The organism is Gemmatimonadota bacterium (assembly GCA_041390105.1).
Lineage (GTDB): Bacteria > Gemmatimonadota > Gemmatimonadetes > Longimicrobiales > Gaopeijiaceae > JAGQIF01.
Genome location: JAWKQO010000002.1, coordinates 217,036 through 242,445, shown reverse-complemented (window position 1 = coordinate 242,445; position 25,410 = coordinate 217,036). Strand labels below are relative to the sequence as shown.

21 protein-coding genes are annotated in these 25,410 nt (G+C 67.8%); 13 read left to right on the top strand and 8 right to left on the bottom strand.

What is annotated here, in order from left to right; all coding sequences use genetic code 11:
- Positions 1–27: 27 nt before the first annotated feature.
- Both R3E10_10330 and R3E10_10325 read left to right on the top strand, forming a co-directional pair.
- Complete coding sequence (locus R3E10_10330; protein ID MEZ4416147.1) at positions 28–279, top strand: type II toxin-antitoxin system VapB family antitoxin; 252 nt, start codon at positions 28–30, stop codon at positions 277–279.
- Complete coding sequence (locus tag R3E10_10325) at positions 279–671, top strand: type II toxin-antitoxin system VapC family toxin (protein ID MEZ4416146.1); 393 nt, start codon at positions 279–281, stop codon at positions 669–671. Before R3E10_10330 ends, R3E10_10325 begins: the two co-directional genes overlap by 1 nt.
- A gap of 75 nt (positions 672–746) precedes the next feature.
- Here the strand turns inward: R3E10_10325 and R3E10_10320 are convergent, their stop codons facing one another.
- Positions 747–1,823 (bottom strand): NADH:flavin oxidoreductase/NADH oxidase, encoded by a 1,077-nt coding sequence (locus R3E10_10320; protein MEZ4416145.1) that lies wholly within the window; start codon positions 1,821–1,823, stop codon positions 747–749.
- 289 nt (positions 1,824–2,112) lie between these two features.
- On the opposite strand from R3E10_10320, the gene R3E10_10315 reads away from it, so the two are divergent.
- From R3E10_10315 to R3E10_10300, 4 genes are all read left to right on the top strand, one after another.
- A complete protein-coding gene (locus tag R3E10_10315; GenBank protein MEZ4416144.1) occupies positions 2,113–2,373 on the top strand; it encodes a type II toxin-antitoxin system prevent-host-death family antitoxin in 261 nt (86 codons plus the stop codon).
- On the top strand, positions 2,370–2,786 hold the full coding sequence (locus tag R3E10_10310) for a PIN domain-containing protein (protein ID MEZ4416143.1): 417 nt from the start codon (positions 2,370–2,372) through the stop codon (positions 2,784–2,786). Before R3E10_10315 ends, R3E10_10310 begins: the two co-directional genes overlap by 4 nt.
- 95 nt (positions 2,787–2,881) lie before the next feature.
- Positions 2,882–3,157 carry a type II toxin-antitoxin system prevent-host-death family antitoxin gene (locus tag R3E10_10305; protein ID MEZ4416142.1) on the top strand — a complete coding sequence of 92 codons (276 nt, stop codon included), beginning with the start codon at positions 2,882–2,884 and terminating at the stop codon, positions 3,155–3,157.
- Entirely contained in the window at positions 3,154–3,537 is a 384-nt protein-coding gene (locus tag R3E10_10300) for a PIN domain-containing protein (protein MEZ4416141.1), read from the top strand. The genes R3E10_10305 and R3E10_10300 overlap by 4 nt, the downstream gene beginning before the upstream one ends.
- 677 nt (positions 3,538–4,214) lie before the next feature.
- Here the strand turns inward: R3E10_10300 and R3E10_10295 are convergent.
- Positions 4,215–6,737: an exo 1,3/1,4-beta-D-glucan glucohydrolase gene (locus tag R3E10_10295; protein ID MEZ4416140.1), complete on the bottom strand. Its 2,523-nt coding sequence runs from the start codon at positions 6,735–6,737 to the stop codon at positions 4,215–4,217.
- A 163-nt stretch (positions 6,738–6,900) separates the two neighbouring features.
- Between R3E10_10295 and R3E10_10290 the strand changes: the two genes are divergently transcribed.
- The 3 genes from R3E10_10290 (at position 6,901) to R3E10_10280 (ending at position 11,524) form a co-directional block, all read left to right on the top strand.
- The gene (locus R3E10_10290; GenBank protein MEZ4416139.1) at positions 6,901–10,599 is read left to right on the top strand and encodes an amidohydrolase family protein; all 3,699 of its coding nucleotides are present in this window, start codon (positions 6,901–6,903) and stop codon (positions 10,597–10,599) included.
- Positions 10,600–10,886: 287 nt separating this feature from the next.
- The gene (locus R3E10_10285) at positions 10,887–11,108 is read left to right on the top strand and encodes a DUF6364 family protein (protein ID MEZ4416138.1); all 222 of its coding nucleotides are present in this window, start codon (positions 10,887–10,889) and stop codon (positions 11,106–11,108) included.
- The gene (locus R3E10_10280; protein MEZ4416137.1) at positions 11,105–11,524 is read left to right on the top strand and encodes a PIN domain-containing protein; all 420 of its coding nucleotides are present in this window, start codon (positions 11,105–11,107) and stop codon (positions 11,522–11,524) included. The genes R3E10_10285 and R3E10_10280 overlap by 4 nt, the downstream gene beginning before the upstream one ends.
- A gap of 21 nt (positions 11,525–11,545) precedes the next feature.
- Here the strand turns inward: R3E10_10280 and R3E10_10275 are convergent, their stop codons facing one another.
- Positions 11,546–11,953 carry a hypothetical protein gene (locus R3E10_10275; GenBank protein ID MEZ4416136.1) on the bottom strand — a complete coding sequence of 136 codons (408 nt, stop codon included), beginning with the start codon at positions 11,951–11,953 and terminating at the stop codon, positions 11,546–11,548.
- Between the two features lie 424 nt (positions 11,954–12,377).
- Between R3E10_10275 and R3E10_10270 the strand changes: the two genes are divergently transcribed.
- The 4 genes from R3E10_10270 to R3E10_10255 all read left to right on the top strand — a co-directional run bounded on the left by R3E10_10270 (position 12,378) and on the right by R3E10_10255 (position 15,650).
- Positions 12,378–13,520, top strand: a complete 1,143-nt coding sequence (locus R3E10_10270) for a carboxypeptidase-like regulatory domain-containing protein (GenBank protein MEZ4416135.1) — start codon at positions 12,378–12,380, stop codon at positions 13,518–13,520.
- Between the two features lie 35 nt (positions 13,521–13,555).
- Positions 13,556–14,068 (top strand): hypothetical protein, encoded by a 513-nt coding sequence (locus R3E10_10265; protein ID MEZ4416134.1) that lies wholly within the window; start codon positions 13,556–13,558, stop codon positions 14,066–14,068.
- 127 nt (positions 14,069–14,195) lie between these two features.
- Complete coding sequence (locus tag R3E10_10260) at positions 14,196–14,549, top strand: helix-turn-helix transcriptional regulator (GenBank protein ID MEZ4416133.1); 354 nt, start codon at positions 14,196–14,198, stop codon at positions 14,547–14,549.
- Positions 14,550–14,648: 99 nt separating this feature from the next.
- Positions 14,649–15,650 (top strand): hypothetical protein, encoded by a 1,002-nt coding sequence (locus R3E10_10255; GenBank protein ID MEZ4416132.1) that lies wholly within the window; start codon positions 14,649–14,651, stop codon positions 15,648–15,650.
- Positions 15,651–15,658: 8 nt separating this feature from the next.
- Here R3E10_10255 and R3E10_10250 read toward each other — a convergent pair whose 3' ends face one another.
- The 5 genes from R3E10_10250 to R3E10_10230 form a co-directional block, all read right to left on the bottom strand.
- The gene (locus tag R3E10_10250) at positions 15,659–17,854 is read right to left on the bottom strand and encodes a hypothetical protein (GenBank protein MEZ4416131.1); all 2,196 of its coding nucleotides are present in this window, start codon (positions 17,852–17,854) and stop codon (positions 15,659–15,661) included.
- Between the two features lie 89 nt (positions 17,855–17,943).
- Positions 17,944–18,834, bottom strand: a complete 891-nt coding sequence (locus tag R3E10_10245) for a phosphatase PAP2 family protein (protein ID MEZ4416130.1) — start codon at positions 18,832–18,834, stop codon at positions 17,944–17,946.
- A complete protein-coding gene (locus tag R3E10_10240) occupies positions 18,831–20,048 on the bottom strand; it encodes a sorbosone dehydrogenase family protein (protein MEZ4416129.1) in 1,218 nt (405 codons plus the stop codon). Before R3E10_10240 ends, R3E10_10245 begins: the two co-directional genes overlap by 4 nt.
- A 78-nt stretch (positions 20,049–20,126) precedes the next feature.
- Positions 20,127–22,997, bottom strand: a complete 2,871-nt coding sequence (locus R3E10_10235; GenBank protein MEZ4416128.1) for a prolyl oligopeptidase family serine peptidase — start codon at positions 22,995–22,997, stop codon at positions 20,127–20,129.
- A gap of 81 nt (positions 22,998–23,078) precedes the next feature.
- The gene (locus tag R3E10_10230) at positions 23,079–25,337 is read right to left on the bottom strand and encodes a S9 family peptidase (protein ID MEZ4416127.1); all 2,259 of its coding nucleotides are present in this window, start codon (positions 25,335–25,337) and stop codon (positions 23,079–23,081) included.
- Positions 25,338–25,410 lie beyond the last annotated feature (73 nt).

The following is a 25,410-nucleotide window of genomic DNA, read 5'->3' as shown; positions in this document are numbered from 1 at the left end:
CTGACTCCCTCACGACCACGCTTCGCCATGGCCCTCAGCATCAAAGACCCCGAAACCGACCGCCTGGCGCGGGAATTGGCTCAGCGCACCGGCGAGTCTTTGACCGAGGCCATCCGGCGGGCGCTCGAGGAGCGCCTCCAGAGGGTGAGCCGGTACGCCCAGCCCCCGCTGCGTGACGAGCTGCGCATGGTGCGGGAGCGGGTCGCGGAGCTCCCCGTGCGGGACCGGCGCACTCCGGAAGAGATCCTGGGATACGACGACCGAGGGCTGCCGACCTGATGGTGCTCGACACCTCGGCCATCACTTGCATGCTGTTGGGCGAGCCGGAGGCCGCTCGGATGGAGGCCGCAGTCGAGGCGGACTCGGTACGTCTGATCTCGGCAGCGACGACGGTCGAAGTGTCCATCGTCCTCGAGGCCAAGCTGGGTGAACCCGGTGTGTGGGCCTTCGATCACTGGTTGAACGTGATGGCCGCCGTGACCCTGGACGTGAACGCCGCCCACGCCGAGCTGGCACGGCGCGCCTACCGGCGCTTCGGCAAGGGACGGCACGTGGCGGGGCTCGACTACGGCGACTGCTTCGCCTACGCAGCGTGCGCCGCGACGGGTGAGCCGCTCCTTTTCAAAGGCGACGATTTCAGCCAGACGGATCTGGTCGCGGTCGCGTACTGAGGTCGAGTACTCAGGTCGAGCGTTGAGCGGGCTCTGAACGCGCTGCGGCTCACCCGACTACTTGGACCCGAACACCTACCCCGCCACCTTCGCCCGTTGATACTGATTCGGCCACGGCACATCCACGCCCAACGCCCGCGCCGCGTGCAGCGGCCAGTACGGATCCCGCAACAGCTGACGCGCCAGCAGCACCGCGTCCGCCCGGCCGCCGGCCACGATGTCGTTGGCCTGGACCGGATCGGTGATGAGGCCTACCGCCGCGGTCGCAATCCCTGCTTCGGCTCGGATCCGCTCCGCGAACGGGACCTGGTAGCCCGGCGCGACCGGGATCTTCGCAGCGGCCACGTTCCCTCCACTCGAGCAGTCGATGAGATCCGCACCGATCTCGCGGAGTTCCCGACACAGCCGCACCGACTGCTCCACGTCCCAACCGCCGTCCGTCCAGTCGGTCGCAGAGATGCGCACGAAGAGCGGAAGGTCCTCGGGCCACTCGGCCCGCACGGCCGCCGCCACCTGCAGCGGAAAGCGCATGCGGTTCTCCAGCGCGCCGCCGTACTCGTCTGTGCGTTTGTTGCTGAGTGGCGAGAGGAACTGATGCGCCAGGTACCCGTGTGCCATGTGCAGCTCGATGACCTCGAAGCCGGCGTCATGGGCCCGCCGTGCGGCCGCGACCCACTGTTCCACCAGAAGGTCGATTGCGGCGATCGTCAGTGCCTGAGGCTGCGGATATCCTGTCGCAAACGGGACCGCGCTCGGCGCCACCGGTGACCATCCGCCGTCCGCCGGCTCCACGGCGCCCACGCCCACCCAGGGCACCTGGGTCGATGCCTTGCGTCCGGCATGGGCGAGTTGAACGCCGGGCACAGCGCCCTGCTCACGGATGAACCGTGTGATGGGGCGAAACGCCTGAGCCTGAGCGTCGTTCCAGAGGCCGGTGTCGGCGGTGGAGATCCGGCCCTCAGGGACCACGGCCGTGGCCTCTGCGAGCACGAGCCCCGCGCCGCCCACAGCGCGGCTGCCCAGATGCACCTGGTGCCAGTCGTTCGGCAGTCCGGCCACGCTGGAGTACTGGCACATGGGCGAGACGAACACCCGGTTGCGGAACGTGATTCCACGGAGCGTCAGTGGCTCGAACAAGGGCGTGTCGGTCATGGATCGCTCGATGTGGTGATGGGCTGGCCGTGGTCCGCGGGCGGTGGTCGGCGCGGGACGGGCCTGACCGGTACGGGGATGGCAGCGCCCCGGCTGGGCACGGAGCGGTCGATTCTACCCCTGGGGGCGGACGGTGGTCGAGAGTGGCTCAGGCGGCCATCCCCGCGCCCGTCCCGCGCTTCGAATGTTCGGGGTGGCCAACGTGCGGTAGGCTCCGGCGCTTTCGGATTCGCGTCACAGGGCCTCCCCCGCTCTCCCCATTATGACCACTTATGACTATTGTAAGGTCATGGACGAGCAGGCAGGCATTGCGGAGCTCAAGGCCCGACTCAGCCACTACCTCCGTCGCGTTCGCGGGGGCCGCTCGATCACGGTGGTCGCGCGGGATCGCCCGGTGGCACGGCTGGTCCCGTACGAGCAACGGCCCGGCTTGGCCATCCGCGAGCCCCTGCCGGGCGCCCCGGCGCTCAAGGCGGTGCCGCTCCCCAAGCCGCTCCGAGTGAGCAAGGACATCGTCGATCTCCTCATCGAGGAGCGCGGAACGCGGTGATCGCCTACCTGGATGCCTCCGTCCTTCTCCGCATGGTGCTGGGGCAGCCCGGCCGGCTCACCCAGTGGAGGACGATCGAGACGGGCGTGACGAGCTCGTTGGCCGAAGTCGAGTGCCTGCGGACCCTTGATCGGCTCCGACTCCTCGAGGGCCTGGATGACGCGGTGCTCGCCGAGCGACGAAGCGCCCTGATCCGGATGTTCGAGTCCATGCACGTGGTGGACCCCACTCGCACGATTCTGAACCGGGCGTCACTTCCGCTTCCCACCACCCTTGGCACTCTGGATGCGATTCACCTGGCCACCGCAATGCTCTGGCGTGAGGAGACCGAGGCCGATCTGGTCATGGCTACGCACGACAACGCACTGGGCCTCGCAGCTCAAGCTGTGGGGCTCGCGGTGATCGGGGTGTAGGCGTCATCAAGATCCCACGTCCCACCCAGACATGGACGGGCCCGCCACCCCGCCTTGGCGTCGCCAAGACTAGTCTGACTAGTTAGATTATCCCCATGCCCGATTCCTACTCCACGTACGAGGCCAAGGCCCGGTTCTCCGAGGTCCTGCGTAAAGTGCGGGAGGGGCGAACCGTGATCGTGTCCTATCACGGCAAGCCGATCGCCGAGATCCGACCGTACCAGCCCGAGGGCGAGGACCTGTCGACTCGCCTGGATCGCCTGGCCGGCGAAGGCGTGGTGATGCGGGCCCCGGAAGGGGCGGCCTCACTGGGGCTGGTCCGACGCAAGAAGGGCGCTCTGAAGCGCTTCCTCTCCGAGCGGGACGAGTGAAGCTCGCGTACCTCGACACCTCGGTGCTGGTCGCCATCGCCTTCGGGGAAAGTGGAGGCGAGGAACTCGCTCGGACGTTGGCTGGCTTCGACGAGCTCGTGACCAGCAATCTCCTGGAAGCCGAGCTGCGCGCCGCGTTCGTCCGTGAGGACGTTCCGTTCGAGCCCGCCCTCCTGACGTCGCTGAGTTGGATCCTGCCCGACCGCCCGCTCACCACCGAGTACGCCACGGTGCTCGACGCAGGGTACCTGCGTGGCGCTGATCTATGGCACGTCGCCTGTGCGCTGTTCGTATCACCTGACCCCACCGCGCTCACGTTCGCCACGGTGGATGCACGCCAGGGACAGGTCGCGAGCGCGATCGGAATGGGAGCGCTGTAGCGGCGGCCATGACCGACTTTCTCTCCCGCATCCTCCTCGACGACTCCGACACGCACGCCACCAGCGCCGCTTCCGACGCCTACCGTCAACTGCGGGCCCTGCGAGACCGCGGTGACCGGACGCTGGTCGCCCGCGCGGAATCAGAAGTGGGAGCGGACGCGGACGCTTGCTTTCGATTGGACGCCGATGGCAACGCCACCCTCCAGGTGGACGCCGGACGCTGGTGCGCCGGCCGCCTAGAGACGCCGTCCGTCGGCCAGCTGCGCGCCTCGCTCGACCGCTCGCTGTCCACGTCACCACAGGGCCGCCTCCGCTTGTTCGTGCTCGAAGGAGCGAGCCCACTTACGGACATCGGTTGGCTGCAAGCGACCGCTCCTGGAGGCTGTGCGTTCCAGGTCGCCTCGCAGTTCAACTGCCTGGAGTCGCCGGGCCCCTACCTCGTTTCGGGTGCGGGACTACCTGACCGATCCGACTCAGGGACCGCGCGCCGCGATCGGCGCGTTCCCAGCAGTACTGCTGAGACACTATTGGGCACCCGGTGCCGGAGACACTCGCTTCGTTCAGAGCACAGACGGTCCTCAGATCGATCTGCTGGCAGGGGCGCTCGAGGATACCGGTGTTCGTAGTGGCTATTTGACCGGTCCCGGACTCTCCGATCCGCTGCAGTGGCCCCCGCCCTACCTCTCCAAGACCGCCGGACACTCGGCCAGACCGTCGTCCTCATCGACCAAGCGCACGTCCGAGAACGCCAACGCGAGTGGTCCCGTCGTCTCGAGCGCCCAGGGAACCGTGACCTGCTGCAGGTCCACACCTGCATCCTCAAGACAGGCTAGCCGCAGTCGCAGGGTGGCCCACTCGCCCACCGGGAGGGCCGCGAGCAACGGCGTCAGTTCCAGACGGGTCTCGACGTCGCCTCCGCCGCTGTCATGCGCCACCACCAACGCAACCGGTCGTTCGGGCGCCCGGTCCATGCGGACGTCGAAGGCCAGCGCCATCGACTCATCAGCGGCCTGACTCAGGTCCATGCTCGACTGCCCCGTCAGTGCCACGCGCCCAATGCCGCTGCCGTCCCACTCCACGCCACGGGCGTCCTCCTGGACGCGGCGATCCTCGACGCGCACCACCAGCTCGCTACCGGGGCTGGCCGTGGTGCCGGTCGACGCTTCGATGCGCTTGCCATCGGCCGCCTGCACCACCAGTCGCCAGGGGGCCACCGGCCCGCCCGCGAAGAACCGCACCGCTGGCCCTGTGTCCACCCCCGTCCCGATGTCTTCGGGGAGCTCGGGGACGTTCCCGTCCTCTCCGTAGCTCAGGCCGTATCCATAGGCGAACAGTGGATCGTAGAGCGTATCTCCCCGGTTGAGCACGGACTGGTCCGGGGTGCGCGGCCAGGAGAACGAGAGCCGGCCCGTGAAGTCGTGGACGGTCGAGCCGGCGGCGTCCGTGAACAGCACGTCGGCGATGCCTCCGCCCTCGGAGCCCGGAAGCCAGGCGACCACGAACGCGTCAGCGGCGTTGAGCTCGGGATTGACCCAGAGTGGCCGCCCCGTGATGAACACGGCCACCACCGGCACGCCGGCCGTGCGCAGCCTACGCTGTAGGTCCAACTCGGATTTGCCTTGACGTGGATAGTCGACGTTCTCACGGTCTCCCTGGAACTCGGCGTACGGGTCCTCTCCGAAGACCACCAGGGCCACATCGGGTGGCCGCGCGGGATCGAACGAGCCGTCGGGAGAGAGTTGGGCCGTGCCGCCTGCAGCTTCCACGGCAGCGCGCACGCCCTGCCAGATCGAGGTGGCCCCGGGGAAGTCCGTGTTCACGTTCCCCGTGCCCTGCCAGGTCAGCGTCCACCCTCCTGACTGCTTGCCGATGTCGTCCGCCCCGTCTCCGGTCACCAATACGCTCTGCCCGGGCGCCAACGGCAGCAGCCCGTCGTTGTTCTTGAGCAAGACCAGCGACTCCCGGACCGCCTGCCGGGCGACGGCGCGATGCTCGGGCGAAGCCAGCACGCGTTCGTCTCCGGCGTAGCGGCGACTCGAGGGCCGACCCCGATCGAACACGCCCGCGCGCAGCTTCACCCGCAGGATCCGGCGCACCGCGTCGTCCAGGCGCTCCGCTGGGATCTGTCCGGCGCGCGCCTGGGCCAGCGTGTTCTCGTAGAGCGCCTTCCAGTCGTCCGGCACCATGAACACGTCCACGCCGGCGTTGATGGTGGCCGCGCAGCTTTCGTTCGTACAGCCCGGGATCTGACCGTGGGCGTTCCAGTCGCCCACCAACACGCCATCGAAACCGAGCGTGTCCTTGAGCACGTCCGTCAGCAACGCGCGGTTGGCGTGCATCTTCACGCCATGCCAACTGCTGAAGGACGCCATCACGGACTGGACGCCGGCCCGCAGCGCCGTCACGTAGGGCGCCCCGTGGATGGTGCGGAGCTCCTCTTCCGTCACGAGCGCGTCGCCCTGGTCCGTTCCGCCGTCCGTGGCGCCGTCGCCCAGGAAGTGCTTCGCGGTGGCGATGACATGGTCGTCGTCCAGGAACTGGGGCGAGCCGGGTTCGCCTTGCAGTCCACGAACCAACGCGTCCGCGTACGCCGAGACCAGGTCCGGATCCTCCGCGTACCCCTCGTAGGCGCGGCCCCAGCGGCCGTTGCGCGGCACGGCGACCGTGGGTCCGAAGTTCCAATCGTGACCGGTCACTCGGATCTCACGCGCTGTCACTTCCCCGATGCGGCGGATGAGGTCCGGATCGTGGGCCGCTCCCAGCCCCACGTTGTGGGGGAAGAGCGTGGCACCGATGACGTTGTTGTGCCCATGCACGGCGTCGACGCCCCAGAGGATGGGGATGCCCACCCGGCCGCCCGTGGTGTCCACCGAGGCGTCGTGGATCATGTCCGCCAGCGCGAGCCAATCGCCGACCGTGGCGTGCTTGTCGTCGTTGGGGAACCCGCCGCCCCCGTTCAGCACCGAACCCAGATGATAGGTCCGCACGTCCTCGGCACTGACCCGACGAACGTCCGCCTGGATGATCTGCCCCACCTTCTCCTCGAGGCTCATCCGAGCGAGTAGCTCCTCGACTCGGGCCTCGAGGCCAGGATCCGCGGGAAGTGGGCTGCGTAGGGTCGGCCATCCCGCCTCGTCACGCGGGGCGGAGCAAGCGAAGCATGCCGTGAACCCCAGAAGCAGGGCGACGCGAGGTTTCATCGCAGCGTAGTCCGCCGTTGCAGGGCCTTGAGTCCGACACGTGAAAGGTAACGGGCGCTCTCGGCCTTCCGCTGTAGACCCCTTTGCTTGCCGCCTCACTCCAGCGGCCCGATTCTGCCCCAGTCCCGTGCCGAGCCAAGGCCCCAGCCACCCGGATCCATCCATGCCTCGACCGTCCGCCCCCCTGACCGAGACAGCCTTCCGCGGGTTGCTCGACCTCCCGCCCGCGACTGCCACGCGCGGGTCGGCCGCCCTTCTCTCCGCGGCTGACTTCCGTGTGTCGGCGGCCCGCCTGACCGCGACGGCCCTCCCCGCCGTCTTGGCGCTCGCGCTGCTTTGTGCCCCTCCACCCCTCGTCGCCCAGACCCCCGCTCAGGACGACAGTGCCTCCAGCGCCGCGGCCAAGGCCAAGGCACTGCCGCTGATCACCACGCGTACGCTGGAGTTCACCACCAACGAAGGCACCTGGATCTCGTTGGATCTGTCGCCGGACGGACAGACCATCGTGTTCGAGCTGCTGGGCGACCTGTACACGCTGCCGGTGACGGGGGGCGAGGCCACACGCATCACCAGCGGGCAGGCGTACGACATGCAGCCGCGCTACTCGCGCGACGGACGCCACCTGGTGTTCGTAAGCGACCGCAACGGCTCGGAGAACCTGTGGATCGCGGACGCGGACGGGCAGAATGCCCGGGCGCTCACCACCGGCGAACGCGAGAGCTACATGTCGCCCATCTTCACGCCGGACGGCGACTACGTGATGGCCAACAAGGGCAACCAGCTCTGGCTCTACCATGTGGACGGCGGCTCCGGCGTGCAGGTGACCGGTCAGGGCGGTGAAGGCACGCCGCCCACGCACTTCGGCGCCGCCTTCGGGGACGACCCGCGCATGGTGTGGGTGAACCTGCGCGGGGACCTGGGCGGCGGGTTCGAAGTCGCGCGCCAGGGTCCCGAGGACTGGGAGCCCGAGTTCGGTCCGGAGCACGCCCCGCGCAGCTCCGCTCGTCGGGTGGGGCCCTATCAGATCGGGCAGCTCGACCGTGAGAACGGACGGGTGCGCGTGCGCACGCACGAGTTGGCGGGCGCGTTCCGCCCGCTACCCAGTCCCGACGGCAGATGGTTGGTGTACGCCACCCGCTTCGACGCCCGCGAGGGGCTCAAGCTCCTTGACTTGGAGACGGGTCAGGATTCGTGGCTGCTCATGGACGTGGCGAGGGACGAGAGCCAGGGGGGCGGACTCCGGGACCGTGACGTCTATCCCGGCTCGGCGTTCACGGCCGACTCCCGGGCGGTGATCACCAGCCACGGCGGCAAGCTGTGGCGCGTGGAGGTACCGTCTGGCGAGGCCACCGAGATCCCGTTCACGGCCCGCGTCCAGCAGGAGCTCGGCCCGCTGGCCAAGTTCGAATACCCGATCAACGACTCGGTGCTCACGGTGTCGCAGATCCGCGGCGCACGGCCCTCGCCGGACGGCCGCCGCGTGGTGTTCGCCGCGCTCGACCGGCTCTGGATCGCCGATCTGCCGGACCTATCTCCGGCCGGCGGCGGAGATCAGGAACCTGAGCTACAGCGTCAGGCGCCCGCTGGCAGAGGAGATCAGGAACCTGATCTATCGGCCGCCGGCGATATGCGGAACGCGATGCACCCGACGATTCGGGACGCCCGCCGCCTCACCCGGTCCGTCGACGTGGAGCACGCACCGGTCTGGTCTCCGGACGGCCGCTACATCGCCTACGTGAGTTGGAACGACTCGACCGGCGGGGACATCTGGCGCATCCGCACCACCGGTGGCGACCCCGAGCGGCTCACCCCCACGTCGGCGTTCTTCGACAAGCTGAGCTACTCGAAGGACGGCTCGCGGCTCATGGCCGTGCGCGGCTCCAGGATGCACCGGATGCGCACGCTGGAGGATTTCGGCCAGCACTCGCCCGCCTCCGAGCTCGAGTACGTGTGGCTTCCCGCAACGGGCGGTCAGCCCACCCGCATCACCTGGGTGGGACGCGGCACCACGCAGGAAGCCCAGAACGCTCCCCACGCAGGCCCCGATCCCGACCGCGTCTACGTGTGGGCGGGCTCGGAGGGGCTGCTCTCCATGCGGTGGGACGGCACCGACATCAAGACGCTGGTCAAAGTGACCGCTCCCGCCCGCCCTGGTCCGGGCAGCCCGCCCACCCCGGACGAGGTGGTCCTCTCTCCGGACGGCAAGCGCGCCATCGTGCGGGCCAACCGGAACGTGTTCCTGATCACCGTGCCCCCAGTGGGCGGTGTGGCACCTACGGTGTCGGTTGCATCCGGATCCGTGGTGCCCACGCGGCGGCTGACGCGGGTGGGAGGGGACTTCGTGGGATGGAGTGAAGACGGATCGACCGCCTACTACTCGATCGGGCGGAGCTTCTTCCGCTACGACGTGGCGCGTGCGGACTCGTTGATCGCCGATTCGGTGGTCGCGGCGCGCGCAGCCGCGGACCAGCCGAGCGACAGCGCCGCGTCCGACTCAGCGGGCGCACCCGCGGCCGACGCTCCCGAGCAGGCGGCGGACTCCGCCCGGCGAGCTGACAAGAAGGGCCCCGTCTACGAAGCGGCCCGCGTCGACGTCGAGATCACCGCGCTCAAGGACAAGCCGCGCGGCACCGTGGTGCTGAGCGGTGCCCGCGTCATCACCATGCGGGGAGACGAGATCCTCCCCTCAGGCGACATCGTGATCCGCGACAATCGCATCATGGCCGTGGGCCCCCGTGGTAGTGTCGCCATCCCGGAAGGCGCCGACGTTCGTGACCTGTCCGGTAAGACCATCATGCCGGGCCTGGTGGACATCCACGCGCACACCTGGGTGGCCTGGGGCGTGCACCGGAGCCAGGTCTCGCAGTTCCTGGCGCAGCTCGCCTACGGGGTCACCACGCAGCGGGATCCCCAGACGTCCTCCGAAGACGTGCTCACCTACACGGACCGCATGGAGCTGGGCGAGCTCATCGGGCCACGACTGTACTCGACGGGTCCCGGCGTCTTCTCCGCCGACAACATCTCGAGCCTCGATGAAGCACGTGACGTGCTGCGCCGCTACTCGGAGCACTACAACACCCAGACCATCAAGCAGTACCTGGCGGGCGACCGCAAAGTGCGCCAGTGGGTGATCACGGCCGCGCGCGAGCTGGGGCTCACCACCACGACCGAAGGTGGCTCAAACTTCACCATGAATCTCACGCTGATGCAGGACGGCTATCCGGGCCTCGAGCACACGCTTCCCATCAGTCCGTTCTTCGAAGATGTGGTACGGCTCGGCACCTTCAGCGGCATCACCTATACGCCCACGTTGATCGTGGCGTACGGCGGCCCCTCCGGTCGTGAGTACTACTTGACCCACACGGACGTGGACCAGATGGAGAAGCTGCGCTTCTTCACCCCGCACGACGAGTTGGACAAGTGGCAGACCGCGCAGTTCTACCGAGAGGACCAGTACGTGCACCCACTGCACGCCACGCAGCTGACCAAATGGATGGCGGCCGGCGGCCGACTCGGTCTTGGCTCCCACGGTGAGGTGCAGGGCATCGGCACCCACTGGGAACTGTGGATGATGGCCTCGGGCGGCATGGACAACCACGACGCGCTGCGCATGGCCACGCTCACCAGTGCGGACGCCATCGGCCTGGCGGGCGACATCGGCTCCATCGAAGCGGGCAAGCTGGCCGACCTGCTGGTGCTGGACCGGAACCCGTTGGACGACCTGAAGAACAGCACGTCCATCCGCTACGTGATGAAGAACGGACGGCTCTACGAAGGAGACACGCTCACCGAGGTTTGGCCCCGAGAGCGGGCATTGCCCACCCAGTGGTGGTGGCGGGTGGAGCCGGAGGCGGGCCGGTGACCGGCTACCGCGGCGCCCGCACCATCCGCCCCCGCCGGAAGAACCGTCCGGGCCAGAGCGTGGCGGATTGGATCATTTCCATGGCGGCACACCGAGCTAATGCATCACGTACAGCGGCGAGATCGTTGGCGTCCACCAGAGCGCGGAGTTTCGCTCACCCAGCGCCTGTAGCACGTCCGCCGCGTAGCTCGCCTGGGACCCCACTCCTGACCCTGCCCACTTGGCGTGGGCTCAATATACGTACATCATTATAAAGATACGTATCTTCTGGAGCTGCGGGCCGACCAATGAAGCGGAAGGTGACCATCACCCTGGAGGAGGACCTGATCCCCCGGGCCAAGCGCTATGCGGCCAGCCGGGGCGTCTCCCTCTCGTCGCTGATCGAAACCGCTTTGGACCGGCTGACCACTCGCCCACCGGGAGGGTTCGTGGACCGCTGGCAGGGCGCTTTCCGACTCTCCGAACTCGATGACGAGCGCTACCGGGCGCTGGCCGCCAAGTACCTGTGATCCTGTTGGACACCGACGTCTTGATTGACGTTGCGCTGGACCGCACACCGCACGTGGAGGCATCGGGCGCCTTGTTGCGCTGGCTGGAAGCTCAACCCCCGTTGGCGTTCGTGGCCTGGCACACGCTGGCGAACCTCTCCTATCTGCTGCGCCCGCGGGTAGGTCGCGATGGCGTGCGCCACTTCCTGTCTGAGCTGACCCGCTTCGTGACCGTGGCACCGACACACACCGATGCCTTTCGCTACGCCGCTGTGCTTCCCATGGCCGACTTCGAGGACGCACTGCAGGTCGCAGCCGCCGATGCGTGCGGCGCACGGGTGATCGCCACCCGGAATACCCAGGACTTCGTGCACTCTCCCGTTCCGGCGCGCACGCCAGCGCAACTTCTCGTGGAACTGCGCTCACACCAGCGATGACGCTGCGCTACCTGCCCGAACTCAGGTGCTCGGCGTGAGCAGGTTGTAGAACAGACTCCGCAGTCCGATGATCACGAACGGTGCGCTGAGCAGGAGCGCTGCCGTCCGCCGTCCGGAGAACTCGGGCGTATAGACGAAGTCGACGTCCTCGAGGGGCACGAGAACGGAGGTTGGAGCACCGCGCTCCGGGAGTCCCACGAGGCTGCTACCCTCGACGGTGATCGGGCGGTAGAGCATGACGGGCGGCCCGGAGTGGCGCACGACCCGCATGCGCACGGGCGGTTCCCGCTCGAGCAGGCTGGAGACGGGCTGCGTGCGAAGCTGGAACGTAGAGCAGCCGGCGGTCGAGAGCACCGCCAGCGAGAGGAGCAGCGTACGTCGCGGGCGCGCGCAGGCCGCGATTCGAAGCGGAACAGGTCTCCTCGGCACGCAGAGACCATGGCGGCTCTCCTGTGCGGCGTCAAAGGGCGAGCGGACCTCCTCCAACGAGCTGCCCCATACTCTGCGTGCGGTTCTCGCCGACCATGCTGGTCAAGCCGTTGCCCAGGGATTGCTCTTCCGCAAAGAACGACGACAACGCGACCTGACTTCGGGAAAGAACGGGCCGCTGCGGACGTTGCCCCACCCACCGAATCCGTAGATCGAGAAGCGGCATCCCTCGAACACGGCAGCGTGACCGCCCTCTTCGCGCCTCGCGTCGTAGCCACCCACGACCCGAAGTCGCTCGGGAAGACCCACGACCGTACGGGAGCAGATCACTCCCGTTTGTCGCATCGCCGCCTCACGGGTGCGGAATCTGCATGATTGCTGCTATGTTGGTGAGGATTCAGCAGGATCGCCGCACAAGCCCCCCATGAGACCCCACGCACTTCGCCTCCGCATCTCGCTCCCGTCGGCGGACAGCGCCGCAGCCGCCCCCGTCTACGACGCGGGAGGCGGGCAGCGCCGGGCCCGGACGCTGGTGTCGGTCGCATTGTTGAGCAGCTTCTGCGTCATGGCCCCCTGGAACGGGTCGGCCCCACTGAGCGCGCAGCAGTGGCCGGCCGCTGCCGGCTCCGCCTGCTTGCGTCCGGACGTGCCGCCGGGGCGCGTGGTTCGGGGGAGTACGCTGGATCTCCTCACGCTCCAGCCGTTGGGCGGCGTCGCCGTCACGCTCCGGTCCACAGTGGGCCGCGAGATTCGACTCCTCGGACAGACCACGTCCGATGCCCAGGGCGCGTACGTATTCTGCGGGGTCCCCGACGTCGCCGGCTTGAACGTCACGGGAGAGCTGACCGCCATCACGAGCCGCAGTGTGCCGATCGCGGCGGACTCGGCGGCGCCCGTGCCCCCGGTGTACATCCGCTGGTCCGAGCCTGCCGACATTGCCGGGCAGGTGCTCGATGGATCCAGCGGCGCGCCGCTGGAGGGCGTCACCATCGCGCTGGAGGGCCGGCCCGTGCGCGCGGTCACCGACGCGGACGGGCAGTTCAGGATCCTCGGACAGGGTGCGGGCCGCTTGATCGTCCGGAGCAGCCGCATTGGCTACGCCACGAGGACCGACTCCATCGACGTGGCCAGTCGGGACCGACTGGATCTGGAGATCCACCTGTTCGAAGATGCAGTCGAGCTGCCACCGATCATCGTGCGTGCCCGCTCGGATCTGAGTGAACAGCGGAGCGCCGGTGGCACGCGCGTCGACGCGTTGACGCGGATGCAGATCGACTCCCTGCTGCCCCAGGTGACCGACTTCACGAGCCTCCTCGATGCAGCGCGCTTTCCCGGGCTGACCGTCCGCCGCACGGGCTTCGATCTGTGCGTCGAGATCGTGCGGGCTGGACCTGGCTGCAATGTCGCGATGGTGATGGTGGACGGAGTCCGTATGCTCGACACGGCGGGGCTGGTCACCATCCGCCCTGAGACCGTGGCGAGTGTGCAGGTGCTCGATCCATTCGAAGCGCACACGCGATTCGGGCACCCCGGCCGCTATGGAGTGCTGCTCATCACGACGCGGTGACTGAACGAGGAGCGCTGCGACTACGAGGAGGTAGCGTGAAGACAAACGACAGGACGGCCGTGGAGCGAGCCGGCCGACTCGCACTTCTGCTGACCGGAACGATGGTCTTCTGGCCCGCCGCAGGGCACGCCCAGACCGACCCGTCCGAGGTCACCGCACCCATCACCAGTCAGATCCGCGCCGGCCAATACGTGCGGCTCACAGCGCCCGGCGTCGTCATCGACGGCGGACGGATCGAGGCGGTTGCGGGAGACACTCTGCTGGTGGCAGCAGAAGGCCTGCAATGGGCCGTACAAGCGTCCCTGTTGGAGTCCATGTCCGTCCGCGAGAGTCGCGTTGTGCGCTCCACCGTGATCGGTGCCGTGCCCGGCGCCGCGCTTGGGGTCTTCGGCAAGATCCTGATCAACAAGATGGACTGCTCCAGCAACCGGACGGACTGCCCGCCCTCCAACCTCTCGAAAGGCGTGCTCATCGGCGCCGGCCTGGGCTCTGTCATCGGGTTCATCGTGGGGAAGACCAGCGAGCACTGGCGGCAGGTCGTTCCCTGAGCCGCGGGGGGAGTTTGGTTGTGCTTGACAATGTGTATCATGTACTACATACTACACACTCGGGAGGGCGCCCAGGGATCGGCGCGCACGGCGCCCCGGATGGACCCGCTGGAGTGGACGTTTCGAAATGGCGACGCTGGGATCGTTCGTTCGCGAGCGCAGGGAGGCGCTCCGGGAGCAGGACCCCCGCTACTCGCTCCGCCAGGTAGCCGAGCGAGTGGGCGTGGAGCCCAGCTTCCTGAGCAAGGTGGAGCGGGACATCGGTTCCCCGCCCTCCGAGGAGACCTTGCTGCGGCTGGCGGACGACCTGGACGTCGATCGAGACGTGCTACTGGCCCTGGCGGGAAAGGTCTCGAGCGACCTGCTCGACGCGATCCGAGCGCGGCCACAGCTCTTCGGCGAGCTGCTGCGGCAGCTCAAGACGGCGCCCGACCGGGCGGTGCTCAGGATCGTGCGGGAGGTGCGCGACGGGGATTGGTAGCCGCGCAGTTGGTCGGACGCGAGATCGACGAACGGGCGCGGCGGTGTGTGGTGGAGACTTGGCGGTGTTGGCTACCGCTCACAACGGGAGACGAGGCACATGATCGAGCTGCACAAAGACAGGTTGGTGATCCGCGCGCCAGAGGTGCACGCGGCGGCGGAGATGAAGATGGAGTTCCAACGCACCCTGCGCATTCCCGACGACGGCCGGAGCTACGGCTTGCCTCCCGGACTGGGGCGCTTCCCCCTCCGTCACGTGGACGACTTCGGCACGCGGGTCCCCGAGCACTGGATCGAGCACGGCGGCGTGATGCTGCCCATGTACCAGAGTGAGGCCCTCTGGATCAATGTCGAGGGCAGGTATCCCTTCGCGGTCAAGATCGCGGCCGGCAAGACCAACGCGGTGACCGGGGAGCCCTGGAGCAATGGACTGCACCGTGGCCCACAGGACTACATCTCCGTCCCGGGGCAGCCCTGGTTGGACGGGTTCGCCGTGGAGAAGGGTGTGATCCGGCAGTTCGTGGCCATGCCGCTCGGCAGCGGTTACAGCGCCGAAGAACAACTCACCGGCGAGGCGGAGCATGGCGGCCTCCAAGTCGTTGCCTATCCGCTCAAGGCAGAGGTGTGGGAGCGCCTGCAGCGGAGGAGACGGGAGCCCGCGCGGATGAGCTACAGCAGGATGTCGGTCAGCGCCCTGCGTGAGCCTGCCTCCGCCGACATGGGCCTCGCCCCCGGCGGCCGCATGCGGCAGGAGATCTTCGAGGACACCTTCAATCTGTCCGACTGGGACCAGCGCCATCCCAGCCGCTGCTTCGTGCACCTCTGCAACTCGATGGTGTGGCGCTCGATCACAGGCCTGGAGCCTCCCACGGTTCCGCCCACCGCGAAGGAGTACACCAAAGCAGGCCTACCGTGGTTCGAGTACTATGGTGGCGACGCCAAGGCCGTGGAGGGATCGAGCATCCTCTCACGTCTGCTCAGCGTGGCCACGATGGGCAAGACGAAGGGCGACGTGCCCCTGCCCGAGAACGAATCGGTGGACGGAATGAAGGTGGTGGAGCTCGGTCGGAAGGGCTCGACGGTGCGAGAGGGACGATTCTGAGACGCACCTCATCCCGGTAGCGCCACGCGCCATAGGCCCCGCCCGAAGGTGACCGCGTACAGGTCGGAGCCGGCCACGAAGAGTTGCATCACCGGAGCGTTCGGGAGCCGTTCTCCGATGCTGCGCCAGTGGGCGCCCCGGTCGGTGGAGACCAGAACGTCCACGTTGGTGCCCAGGTAGAGCGAGCGGGCCCGGCTGGGATGTTGGACGAACGCGTTCAGCTGCTGCGTGGGACCGGACGGGACGCCTCCGATGAGCCAGGTCACTCCCCCGTCGAACGATCGGAAGAAGCGCCCGTGGCTCATGGCAAAGAGGCCACCCGGCGTGATCGCGTCCACCGTGAGCTGGCGGGCCACGCCGCCGGGCTCGAGGGGCAACACGCCCAACGAGTCCCAATCGGAGACGGCGTCATCGACATTGCGCTCGACGATCACCTGTCCATCCTCCAGGAGGGCGAACACCTGCGTGGGGTCGACCGGATCCCAGGCGACGCTCACGATGGGCGTGCTGATGGGCCCGTACACCGTCGTGAACGTCGACGTGTTCTGCAGCGGGGGATTGAAGCAGAACGCGTTCGTATTCGGGGGTGGACACGCGCTGCGCGGTCCGCCGGTGGGATCCTGGGTGCGCGTGGTGGTCTGCCGGATCTCGAACGTGATGTCGGGCTGACGATGCGTGGCCAGCAGCAGGCCCGCGCCGCCGGGACGCGGGTCGGCCGCAACCGTTCCAACCGGGTAGTTCAACTGGTTGTCCACCGCTCGGTTTCGGGTGCGCATGGTGAACGGACGCACGGCTGCGGCCTGGGCGTTCATCTGCAGCAGGTCCTGCGTCGCGCCCGTCAACGGATAGCGCAGACGCAGCACGTCGCGGTCCGCGAACGCTACATAGAAGCGCCCCGGCACCGTGGGGTCCCCGAACACGAAGTCGTTCTCCAACCCGTTGTTGCCGTAGCCGGACGCACCGGCGGTAGCGCGCTCCCACACCGGGGGATCGGCCTCCACGTCCCGCGTGCCGCGGATGCCCTGGTGATCGGCGTTGCCCACCACACGGCTTCCACTCTTGGCGGCCCGGTAGAACTGCAAGGTCGTGAGGTTGCGGTTCAAGCTGAGGGGCGCCGCGCGCCCCCGACTGACGGACCAGACTCCTCCATCGTTGGCCACGTAGAGCACCGAGTCGTTGGGCGCGAAGGTCAGCGCCTGCATGTCCTCGTGTCCCGCCCCGGTGGTGTCCCACGTCGCACCGCCGTCGGTCGACAGGAACAGCGTCACCTGGCCCGCGGCCAGGACCGCCGTGTCCGTGGGGGAGATGGCCACCGCCTGGGTCCACTCCCCGCGGCGGCCGCTGTAGTTGCCCCGATATCCGATGTCGCTGCCGCCGCTGTCGCTGCCGAAGCCCACCGTGCGGGGCTGCCACGCCCCGGCGGCTCCGCCGGCATCGTTCACCAGCAGGTTGCGGCCGAACTTCGCGACCGTGCGCGTCCCGTTGGTGGCCAGGCGAATCATGTCGGAGGCAGAATCACCGAAGGAGGCCCAGTCAGCCACCAGAGCCCAGGAGGCACCGCCGTCCTGCGAGCGCCAAACGCCTTGCCTACGGACGCCGATGAAGAGGAGGTCCGGCAGCGAGGGATGCCGGGCCAGGTCCAGCACGTCCGACCCGTGTGCAGGAAGTCTGGGAAACAGCGTGTCGACTTCGGCGAACGCGTCGTTGATCAAGCGCAGGCGATGCAGGCCGGTGGAGCCCGCCACCAGCACGGTGGTCTCCTTGGCCAACTTGGTGTAGTTGCCGGCGGGAATGCGCGTGAGCCCCTCGCGCAGCAGCAATCGGCGGATGTACGAGAACTCGAGGGTCGAGATGCGCGACCAGCTCTCCCCGTGATCCAGCGTGTGATAGACGCGCCCCAGCGCGTTGGCGGTCACCACGTAGCTGCTGTCCACCATGGACTTGGCCACGCCCCGCATCTGCAGGTTCTCCAGCTGATCGCTGAGCGGCCGCCACCCGACTTCCCGCCGAGCCACATCGTCGAGGACCCAGAGCCCGCCATTCTCGGCCGCGGCGTACAGTCGACGCGGAACCACCGGATCCACGATCAGATGCCGCACGGGTCCACTGGTCTCGAAGGGGCCGAGGGATTCCCACTCGTACTTGAAGTCGCAGCCAGAGGCCAGGAGGATCAGGAGGGAACTGCGAAGGACCAGCCGAACCATCGTGCGTGACTCCGTCTCGAGTGCCAGGGCTTGGACGTGGTGTGTCTCAAAGCGAAAGGCGCAGGACCGAGCCTGAGCAGGACTCCGCGCTAGAAGCGCCAGCGCAGGCCCACGCCATCCAACCCGGCCTCCACCTCCAGCCCACCCTCCCGGTCACGCCGGTGCAGCTCGGGGATGAACCACCCGATCGCACCGCCCACGCCCCAGCCCACCAGCACGTCGCTGACGAAGTGCATTCCCCCGAGCACACGACCCACACCGGCACCTGCGGCCACGGCTCCGCCCACGATCCACACCGGCGTGAGCAGAGACGATTCCGGATGAAGCTCTGAAAAGACGCGGCCGGCGAACACCGCCCAGAGCGCGGCGTTGGAGGCATGGCCCGAGAAGAAGGAGCGCCGCGCATCGTCGGGATCGGTGCCGAAGCGTTGGGCGATCGCCAGCTTCTCTTCCGACGTGAGCGTCGCGCTGTACGTGTAGGGGCGCCAACGTCGGAACGAGCCCTTCATCAGATCGGTCACGCCGGTGCGAAGCAGGAACGCCTCGGCCGCCATCCCCGCCAGGACGGCCGCGTGTCCGACGGTGCCACTCTCGCCGGGTTGCAGCCCGCAGAGCGTCACACAAACGATGCCCACCCCCTGCGCCGCCGAACGGAAGAGGTCGCTGCGATCCTGCCAGGTCTCCGAGTAGCGATCCGTGACCCAGCGGTCCAACCCGTTGATCCCGTCGGGATCCAGCAGCTCGAAGTCGGACGCGGTCGCGGCCGGCAGCCCCTCCTGGAAGAATCCACCCAGGGCGGCCGCGCCAACGCCGGCGCCCAGGTGCCAGAGGTCCTGCTTGCCGTAGGTGTAGGGAAAGGACTCCTGCTGAGCATGCAGCGGCAGCGCACCGCCGAGCATCACGACCCAGAGCAGCACCATCATCCAAAGCGATACCGGAATCGGGGAACGCCGCTGCGCTCCATGTCGCGCAAACCTCATGCGCCGCGATACCGGACGCGGAAGATCCGCTTGCCCGCATCGTCCGCCACCAACAGCGCTCCGTCTGCCGCCTGCAGAACGTCGACGGGCCGACCCCAGACCTCCTTCACGTCGTCGTTGCGCACGATGAATCCGGTGAGGAAATCCTCGGGCGGGCCCGCAGGCTTCCCGTTCTCGAAGGGGATGCGCACGATGGAATAGCCCACCAGGTCGAGGCGGTTGATCGAGCCGTGCAGCGCGACGAACGCGCTGTTGCGATAGGACCGGGGGAACTGTTCTCCCGTGTAGAACGCCATGCCCATGGGCGCGGCGTGCGCCGGAAGCAGCACGTCCGGTACCAGCGTCTTCTCCACCAGATCGGGTCGGGCTCCGTTCAGGATCGGTTCCGGGTTGGGGCCGATGTAGGCGTAGGGCCACCCATAGAACCCGCCCTCCCGCACGGATGTGACATAGTCGGGCGCCAGCCGGTCACCCAGGTGATCGCGCTCGTGCACGGCCGTCCACAGCACAGTGGTGCCCGGAAAGAAGGCCATGGGAACAGGGTTTCGCAAACCCCCTGCGAAGACCCGGTGGCCCGACCCGTCCGGGTTGTACTCGTTGACGGCAGCGCGTCGGGGATCGTCACCGGGCATGGCATTGGTGGCCGAGCCCACCGACACGTAGAGCTTCTGGCCATCGGGCGAGAAGACGAGGTTGCGCGTCCAGTGGTTGAACCCGCGCGTACGGCTGACGTCGATGCCCAGCCGCTCCGCCGTATCCACGTCCAGGGCATCGCTGCTCACCGGCAGCTCGACCACTGGCTCGGCGGTCGCAGACGCGTGCAGCTGTCCGGGCGTGTAGCCGAAGCGGACCACCGCGTTGTTGTTCCCCACGTAGAGATACCCGCCGTGGAACGCCAGGCCGAACGGCCGGTCCAGTCCCGTGGCGAATGTCTCGCGCAACTCCGCCACTCCATCGCCGTCGGCGTCCCGCAGCACCACGATGCTCCCCGGCGCGCTCTCGGCCACGAACACATCGCCGTTGGGCGCGAGCGCCAGGTGCCTCGGGTTCGTGAGCCGCTCCGCGAACACCGAGACTTCGAATCCGTCCGGCAGCGAGAGCGTGGCGTCCGCGGGCTGCGCCACCACCTTGGGGATGGCGCGGTTCCAGGGTGTCTCGAACGGAGCGGGCAGCTGCTGCATGGAGGCGAGCAGCAGGAGCGCGGGCATGGTCATGGACGGATCACGCTCTCGTGGGTGGGAGCGCCTGCCATCCGTACGCCGGTCGGCTCGGTCGCAGGGAGATCCGGGACATCACGACACCCCCCGGATCCTGATCTCGGTCCCCAACGTCTTGCCCTTCATGATGGCGGGCACGCCCTCCTCCATCCACACCGGCGCCGGTGCATCCTTCAGGTAGTGATCGAAGAACTGCTGCATGCGCAGCGCCCAGTCTTTCCGGTTGCGTTCTTCCCTGAGTCCGTGCGCCTCGCCGTTGTAGTTCAGCATCCAGACCGGCTTCTGCAGGCGACGCATGGCGGAGAACATCTCGATGCCCTGATACCAGGGCACCGCACCATCCGCGTCGTTGTGCATCATCAACAGCGGCGTCTCGATCTTGTTGACGAAGAAGAGCGGAGAATTGGAGAGGTATTCGTCGGTGGCATCCCAGGGCGTGCCGCCGATCCGGCTCTGGGTGCGCTCGTACTGGAAGGCCCGGCTCATCCCCGTCTGCCAGCGGATGCCCCCGTAGGCACTGGTCATGTTGGCCACCGGCGCACCGGCCTCGGCGGCCGCGAACAGATTGGTCCTGGTGACCATGTAGGCGATCTGGTAGCCACCCCAGGAGTGACCCTGCACGCCGATCTTGTCCTCCTGCACGAAGCCCTTGGCCGTCAGGCTCAGCACGCCAGGCACCACCGCGTCCAGCGCGCTCTCCCCCGGATAGCCGATCTCGTAGGGAATGTCCGGAATGAAGACCAGGTAGCCGCGACTCACGTAGAACGGCACCGCGATGGAAGAGCTGCCTGGAACGGGGGACCGGTACTCGTACAGGCCGTCCGACATGCGCTCGTAGAAATAGACCATCATCGGGTACTTCTGTGACGGGTCGAAGCCGTCGGGCTTGAACAGCATGCCTTGGAGCGGCGCACCATCGTTGGAGGTCCACTCGGTCAGCTCGGCCGTGCCCCAGGTGAACTGGCGCTGCTGGGGATTGGCGTCCGTCAGCTTGACCATGTCCGTGATCGGTCCATCGGTCACCCACAGGTCGGGGAACTCACGGAAGTCCTCCCGGCTCACCAGCCAGCGGTCGGCATCCTTGGCCTTGCCACGCAGGGCGAACGACTTGTCCGTCAACAGGATCTGTCTGGGAGCTCCGGCACGGTCGCTGCGCGCCTGGTAGAACCCGCCCTGTTTGTTGGTCAGATGGAAGGCGCTGAGCAGGATCTCGCCTTCCGGTACGTGCTCGAGCTCGGGCTCGGTGTCCGCGTAACGGAAGCGCAGCCCCGACTCCCGGCCCTGCCCCCGCGTCAGGTTGGTGGTGGTCCCGGACGCAGGTTCGAACCGGAAGACGTCATAGCTGTCGTAGTAGAGGAAGGCCACATCGCCCGCCGTCCAACCGGCCGACCCGTAGGGCGGCGGCTCGTCCGGGTGGTCGTCCAGCTCGTACCACACGGGCTCGCCCGCGCCAGCGCTCAAGGTCACGGTCGCACCTCCGGCCAGCGGTGCTCCCTTCCACTGCCGCTCGGCCCCGTCCCACCAGCTCGCCCAGGTGCCCGCAGGCGAGATGCTGCCTCCTCCGAAGCCCTTGACCTGCTCAGCCACCTTACGCGCCACACCGGTCGTCAGATCGATGGCGTAGACGTCGCTGTAGCGACCGTCCCAGGAGAGGAGCTGCCGGTAGGGTACGTCGGTCACGCCCAGTGCGAAGCGCGGCTCACCCTCGTCGGCAAAGCGCACGTCCGGAATCTCCGGCGTACCGAGCTGCACCACCCGACCCGCGTCCAGGTGGACCACCGCGTCGTAGGAGCGCTTCTTCTCCTCATCCGCCTGGACCAGCTGCATGGGTTGGAGATAGGGATCTTTCCAGTTCCAGACGTCGACGGAGACCTTGTCCTCGTCGAGGACCTTCTCCTCCGGATCGGGGGCCGGGCGTGGTGCCGTCCCGAAGTAGAGTCGCGTCCCCTTCTCCGAGAAGCGCAGGGTGCCGTTCTCGCTCACCCACCAGTCCTCGGGGATGCCGGCCGTGGACGTGCTCGCCAGCGTCTTCGCCGTCCAGCTTCCCGCGGAGGCTCGTTCGAGCGTGAACTCGGGTTGCTTGGCCGCGAAGTCGGCCGCGTCGGTGAGGAAGGCCACCTGCGTCCCGTCCTCCGACAGCGCGATCTTCCGGTAGTGTCCCTCGTCCGCACGGAGTGTGTGCACCCCGCCATCGGACAGGGTGAGGACGAACGCGCCGTCGTGGCTGCCGTCCTTCGTGGAGGTCGTGAATGCGAGCGTGCGTCCGTTCTTGGAGAACACGTACTCGACGGCGTCCTCGTAGCGGCTCTCCGCGCCGGAGACGAGATTTCGGACCACCAGCGTGGAGCCTTCGTCCTTCTTGTGGTCGGGCCGGCTTTCCGCACCCTCCGCAGCGGGCGCTTCCGCTGCCGGAGTCTCCGCCCGTTCAGCCGCCGGTTCCTCCTCCTTCTTCTCCTTCTTCACGCGGTACGCCAACCACGAACCTTCCTCCGCGACCTTGAAGTCCTCGACGGCGCCCAACCGCGTCACGCCGGAGGGCTGCGGGGCGCCTCCGGCGAAGACGGCCGTCAGGTCGGCCACGGCCAGGGAGTCGCCCGGCAGATCATCCCGCTTCTTGCCCTCCAGCTTGAGCGAATCGAGGACCGCTTCCAGCGGCGGAACCTCGAACACGACGAAGCGGGAATCGGACGTGAACACGGGCGAGGTGCCCCGGACCGAGAGATCCACGCCGCCTTCGCGCGCGGTCCGCACCCGGAGCGTCGGGTCGCCCTCCAGGGGCCTCTGCACCCACGCGAGCCAGCCGCCGTCCGGCGACAGCGAGGGGTTGGCAATGCTGTTCCAGTGGAGGACGTCCGGGTGCTCGAGCGGACGCATCTGGCTGAATGCGGGCGTGGCGGAAGCGGCCAGGACGAGGCCACCCAGCACCAGCGGGCGCAGCGACTTCATCGGAATCTCCTGGAGGCGTGGCTAGGTCCCACCATCCTACGGTACCGGAGGCAGGAGGGCACGTCCCCTGGCGGAGCTTTCCTACGACACCGGCCCCGGCCCCGCCGGCAGGTTCTCCTTCAGATAGCGGGTCAGCAGGTTGTAGAGGTGCAGCGTGGTGCCGGGGCCCTCGTAGATGCCGTGGGTCCGGTTGGGATAGGTCATCATGGTGAACACCTTGCCGCGCTCGATCATCGCGTTGATGAGGCGTTCGGATCCCTGATAGTGCACGTTGTCGTCGCCGCTGCCGTGGACCAGCAGCAGGTTGCCGCGCAGACCATCCACGTGCGTGATGGGTGAGCCGCGCTGATAGCCGTCGGCGAAGTCCGGCAGCACGCCGGAGTAGCGCTCCTGGTAAATGGCGTCATAGAGGCGCTGATCGGGCACCGGTGCCACCGACATGCCGGTCCGGTAGATGTCCGGAGAGCGGAACATCATGTTGAGCGTCATGGAGCCACCTCCGCTCCATCCCCAGATGCCGATGCGCTCCGCATCCACGAAGTCCCAGTCCCGGATGACGCGCGCCGCCCCCGCCTGATCGCGTGAGGCCAGCGTACCGATCTCGCCGTGCACGGACTTGCGCCATTCACGTCCTCGAGGTGCGGGAGTGCCTCGATTCTCGACGCTGGCCACCAGGTAGCCCTGTTGCGTGAGCATCAAGTGCCACAGGTACCGGCTACCACCCCAGCTGTCGGTCACCGTCTGCGCGGCCGGTTCGCCGTAGACGTAGAACAGCAGCGGATACTTGCGCGCGGGATCGAAGTGCGGCGGCTTCATGATCCAGCCGTCCATCACCACCCCTTCCTCGGTGGTGACCTGGAAGAATTCCGACTCGCCGCGGTCCAGCGCGGCGACCGTCTCCTTGAGCGCGGCGTTGTCCACCATCGTGCGCACGGACCGGTGATCCGGAAGCGAGACCAGCCGCACCGTGGACGGGAGGGAGAAGGCCGAATAGGTCTGGAACGCCCAACTCCCGTCCTGGGAGAGCTGATAGGAGTTCCAGCCCGGGTACTGCTCGGGCGTGAGGCGCTGTGGCTCTCCCCGCCCGTCCAGTCGCGAACGGTACAGATAGCGCTGGGTGGCGTTGTCGGGGGACGCGATGAAGTACAGCCAGCCACCGCGGTCGTCGATCAGCTCGATGTTCACCACATCCAGAGGCCAGGGCGTGATGAGCTGCTCCTGTCCGTCCCGGGACACCACGTAGACATGCCGCCACCCGTCCTTCTCGCTCACCCAGGTGAAGCGGGCGCCACCGTCCATCCACCGCATGTCGTCTACCGCGTCCACCCAGGCTGGATCCTCATCCGTGTAGATGGTCTGGACCGCACCGGTGGCGGCCGCCACCATGACCAGCTGATTGGTGTTCTGCGGCCGGTTCAGATACTGGACGGTGTACTGCTCCGAATTGGCGGCCCACTCCATGCGGGCGATGTAGTTGTTGCGGGGATCGCCCTGCAGCTGCGCCCACACGGTCGCGCCACCGGCGGCGGGAACCACTCCCACGCGGGCCGCAGACAGAACCTCGCCCACCTTGGGATAGGGCAGACGCGTGACGATCGGGTACAGGGAGTCGGTGTCGTTGACCAGCAGGAACTCCTTCACGCCGCTGGAATCCAGTTGCCAGTAGGCGATCCGGGTACCGTCCGGACTCCAACGGAAGCCGTCCCGGATGCCGAACTCCTCCTCGTAAGCCCAGTCGAAGGTGCCGTTGATCAGCGTCGGGGACCCGCCTTCGGTCAGCTTGGTGATCTGTCCGTCCTCCAGGCGCTCCACGTAGATGTCGTTCTGACGCACGTAGGCCACCCGGTCGGCCTGGTGGGAGAACTTGGCGAACATCAACGTGGAGGCCGGCGCGTCTCCACCGAGCTTCTGCAGCTTCCCCGACTGGAGGTCCAAGACCCAGTAGTCGCCGCGCGAGTTCACGCGCCAGACGCGCTCGGAGTTGGTGTACACCAGGAGTTTGCTGCCGTCGTCCGACCACTCGTAGTCCTCCAGGATCAGAGGCGCCCGGCTCCCCGTCGGGATCAACCGCTCGGCGGCCACCAACACCGCGCGGGCACCGGACCCCGGTTCGTAGCGGACGATGTCGTAGCCACGCACGCGAGGCGACACCTCGACGGTGGTGTATCCAGACCCGTCCACCAGCCAGCGCACCGGTCCGAAGCGGTCGGACGCGAACTCGCCCGAGTTGAAGATGCGGTCGAGCGAGAGCTGGCCGGCGTTCTGCTGGGCCGCGGCCGCCCACGGCGCCGCGATCAGGAGCAGCGTTGCGAGGCGCAGCGTTCGGACGGTGCGGGTCATGGGCGTGCTCATGGAGTGAAGGGTCTCAGTTCGGGTAACGGAAGCGGAGATCGTCGCGCGAAGCGCCGCCCGC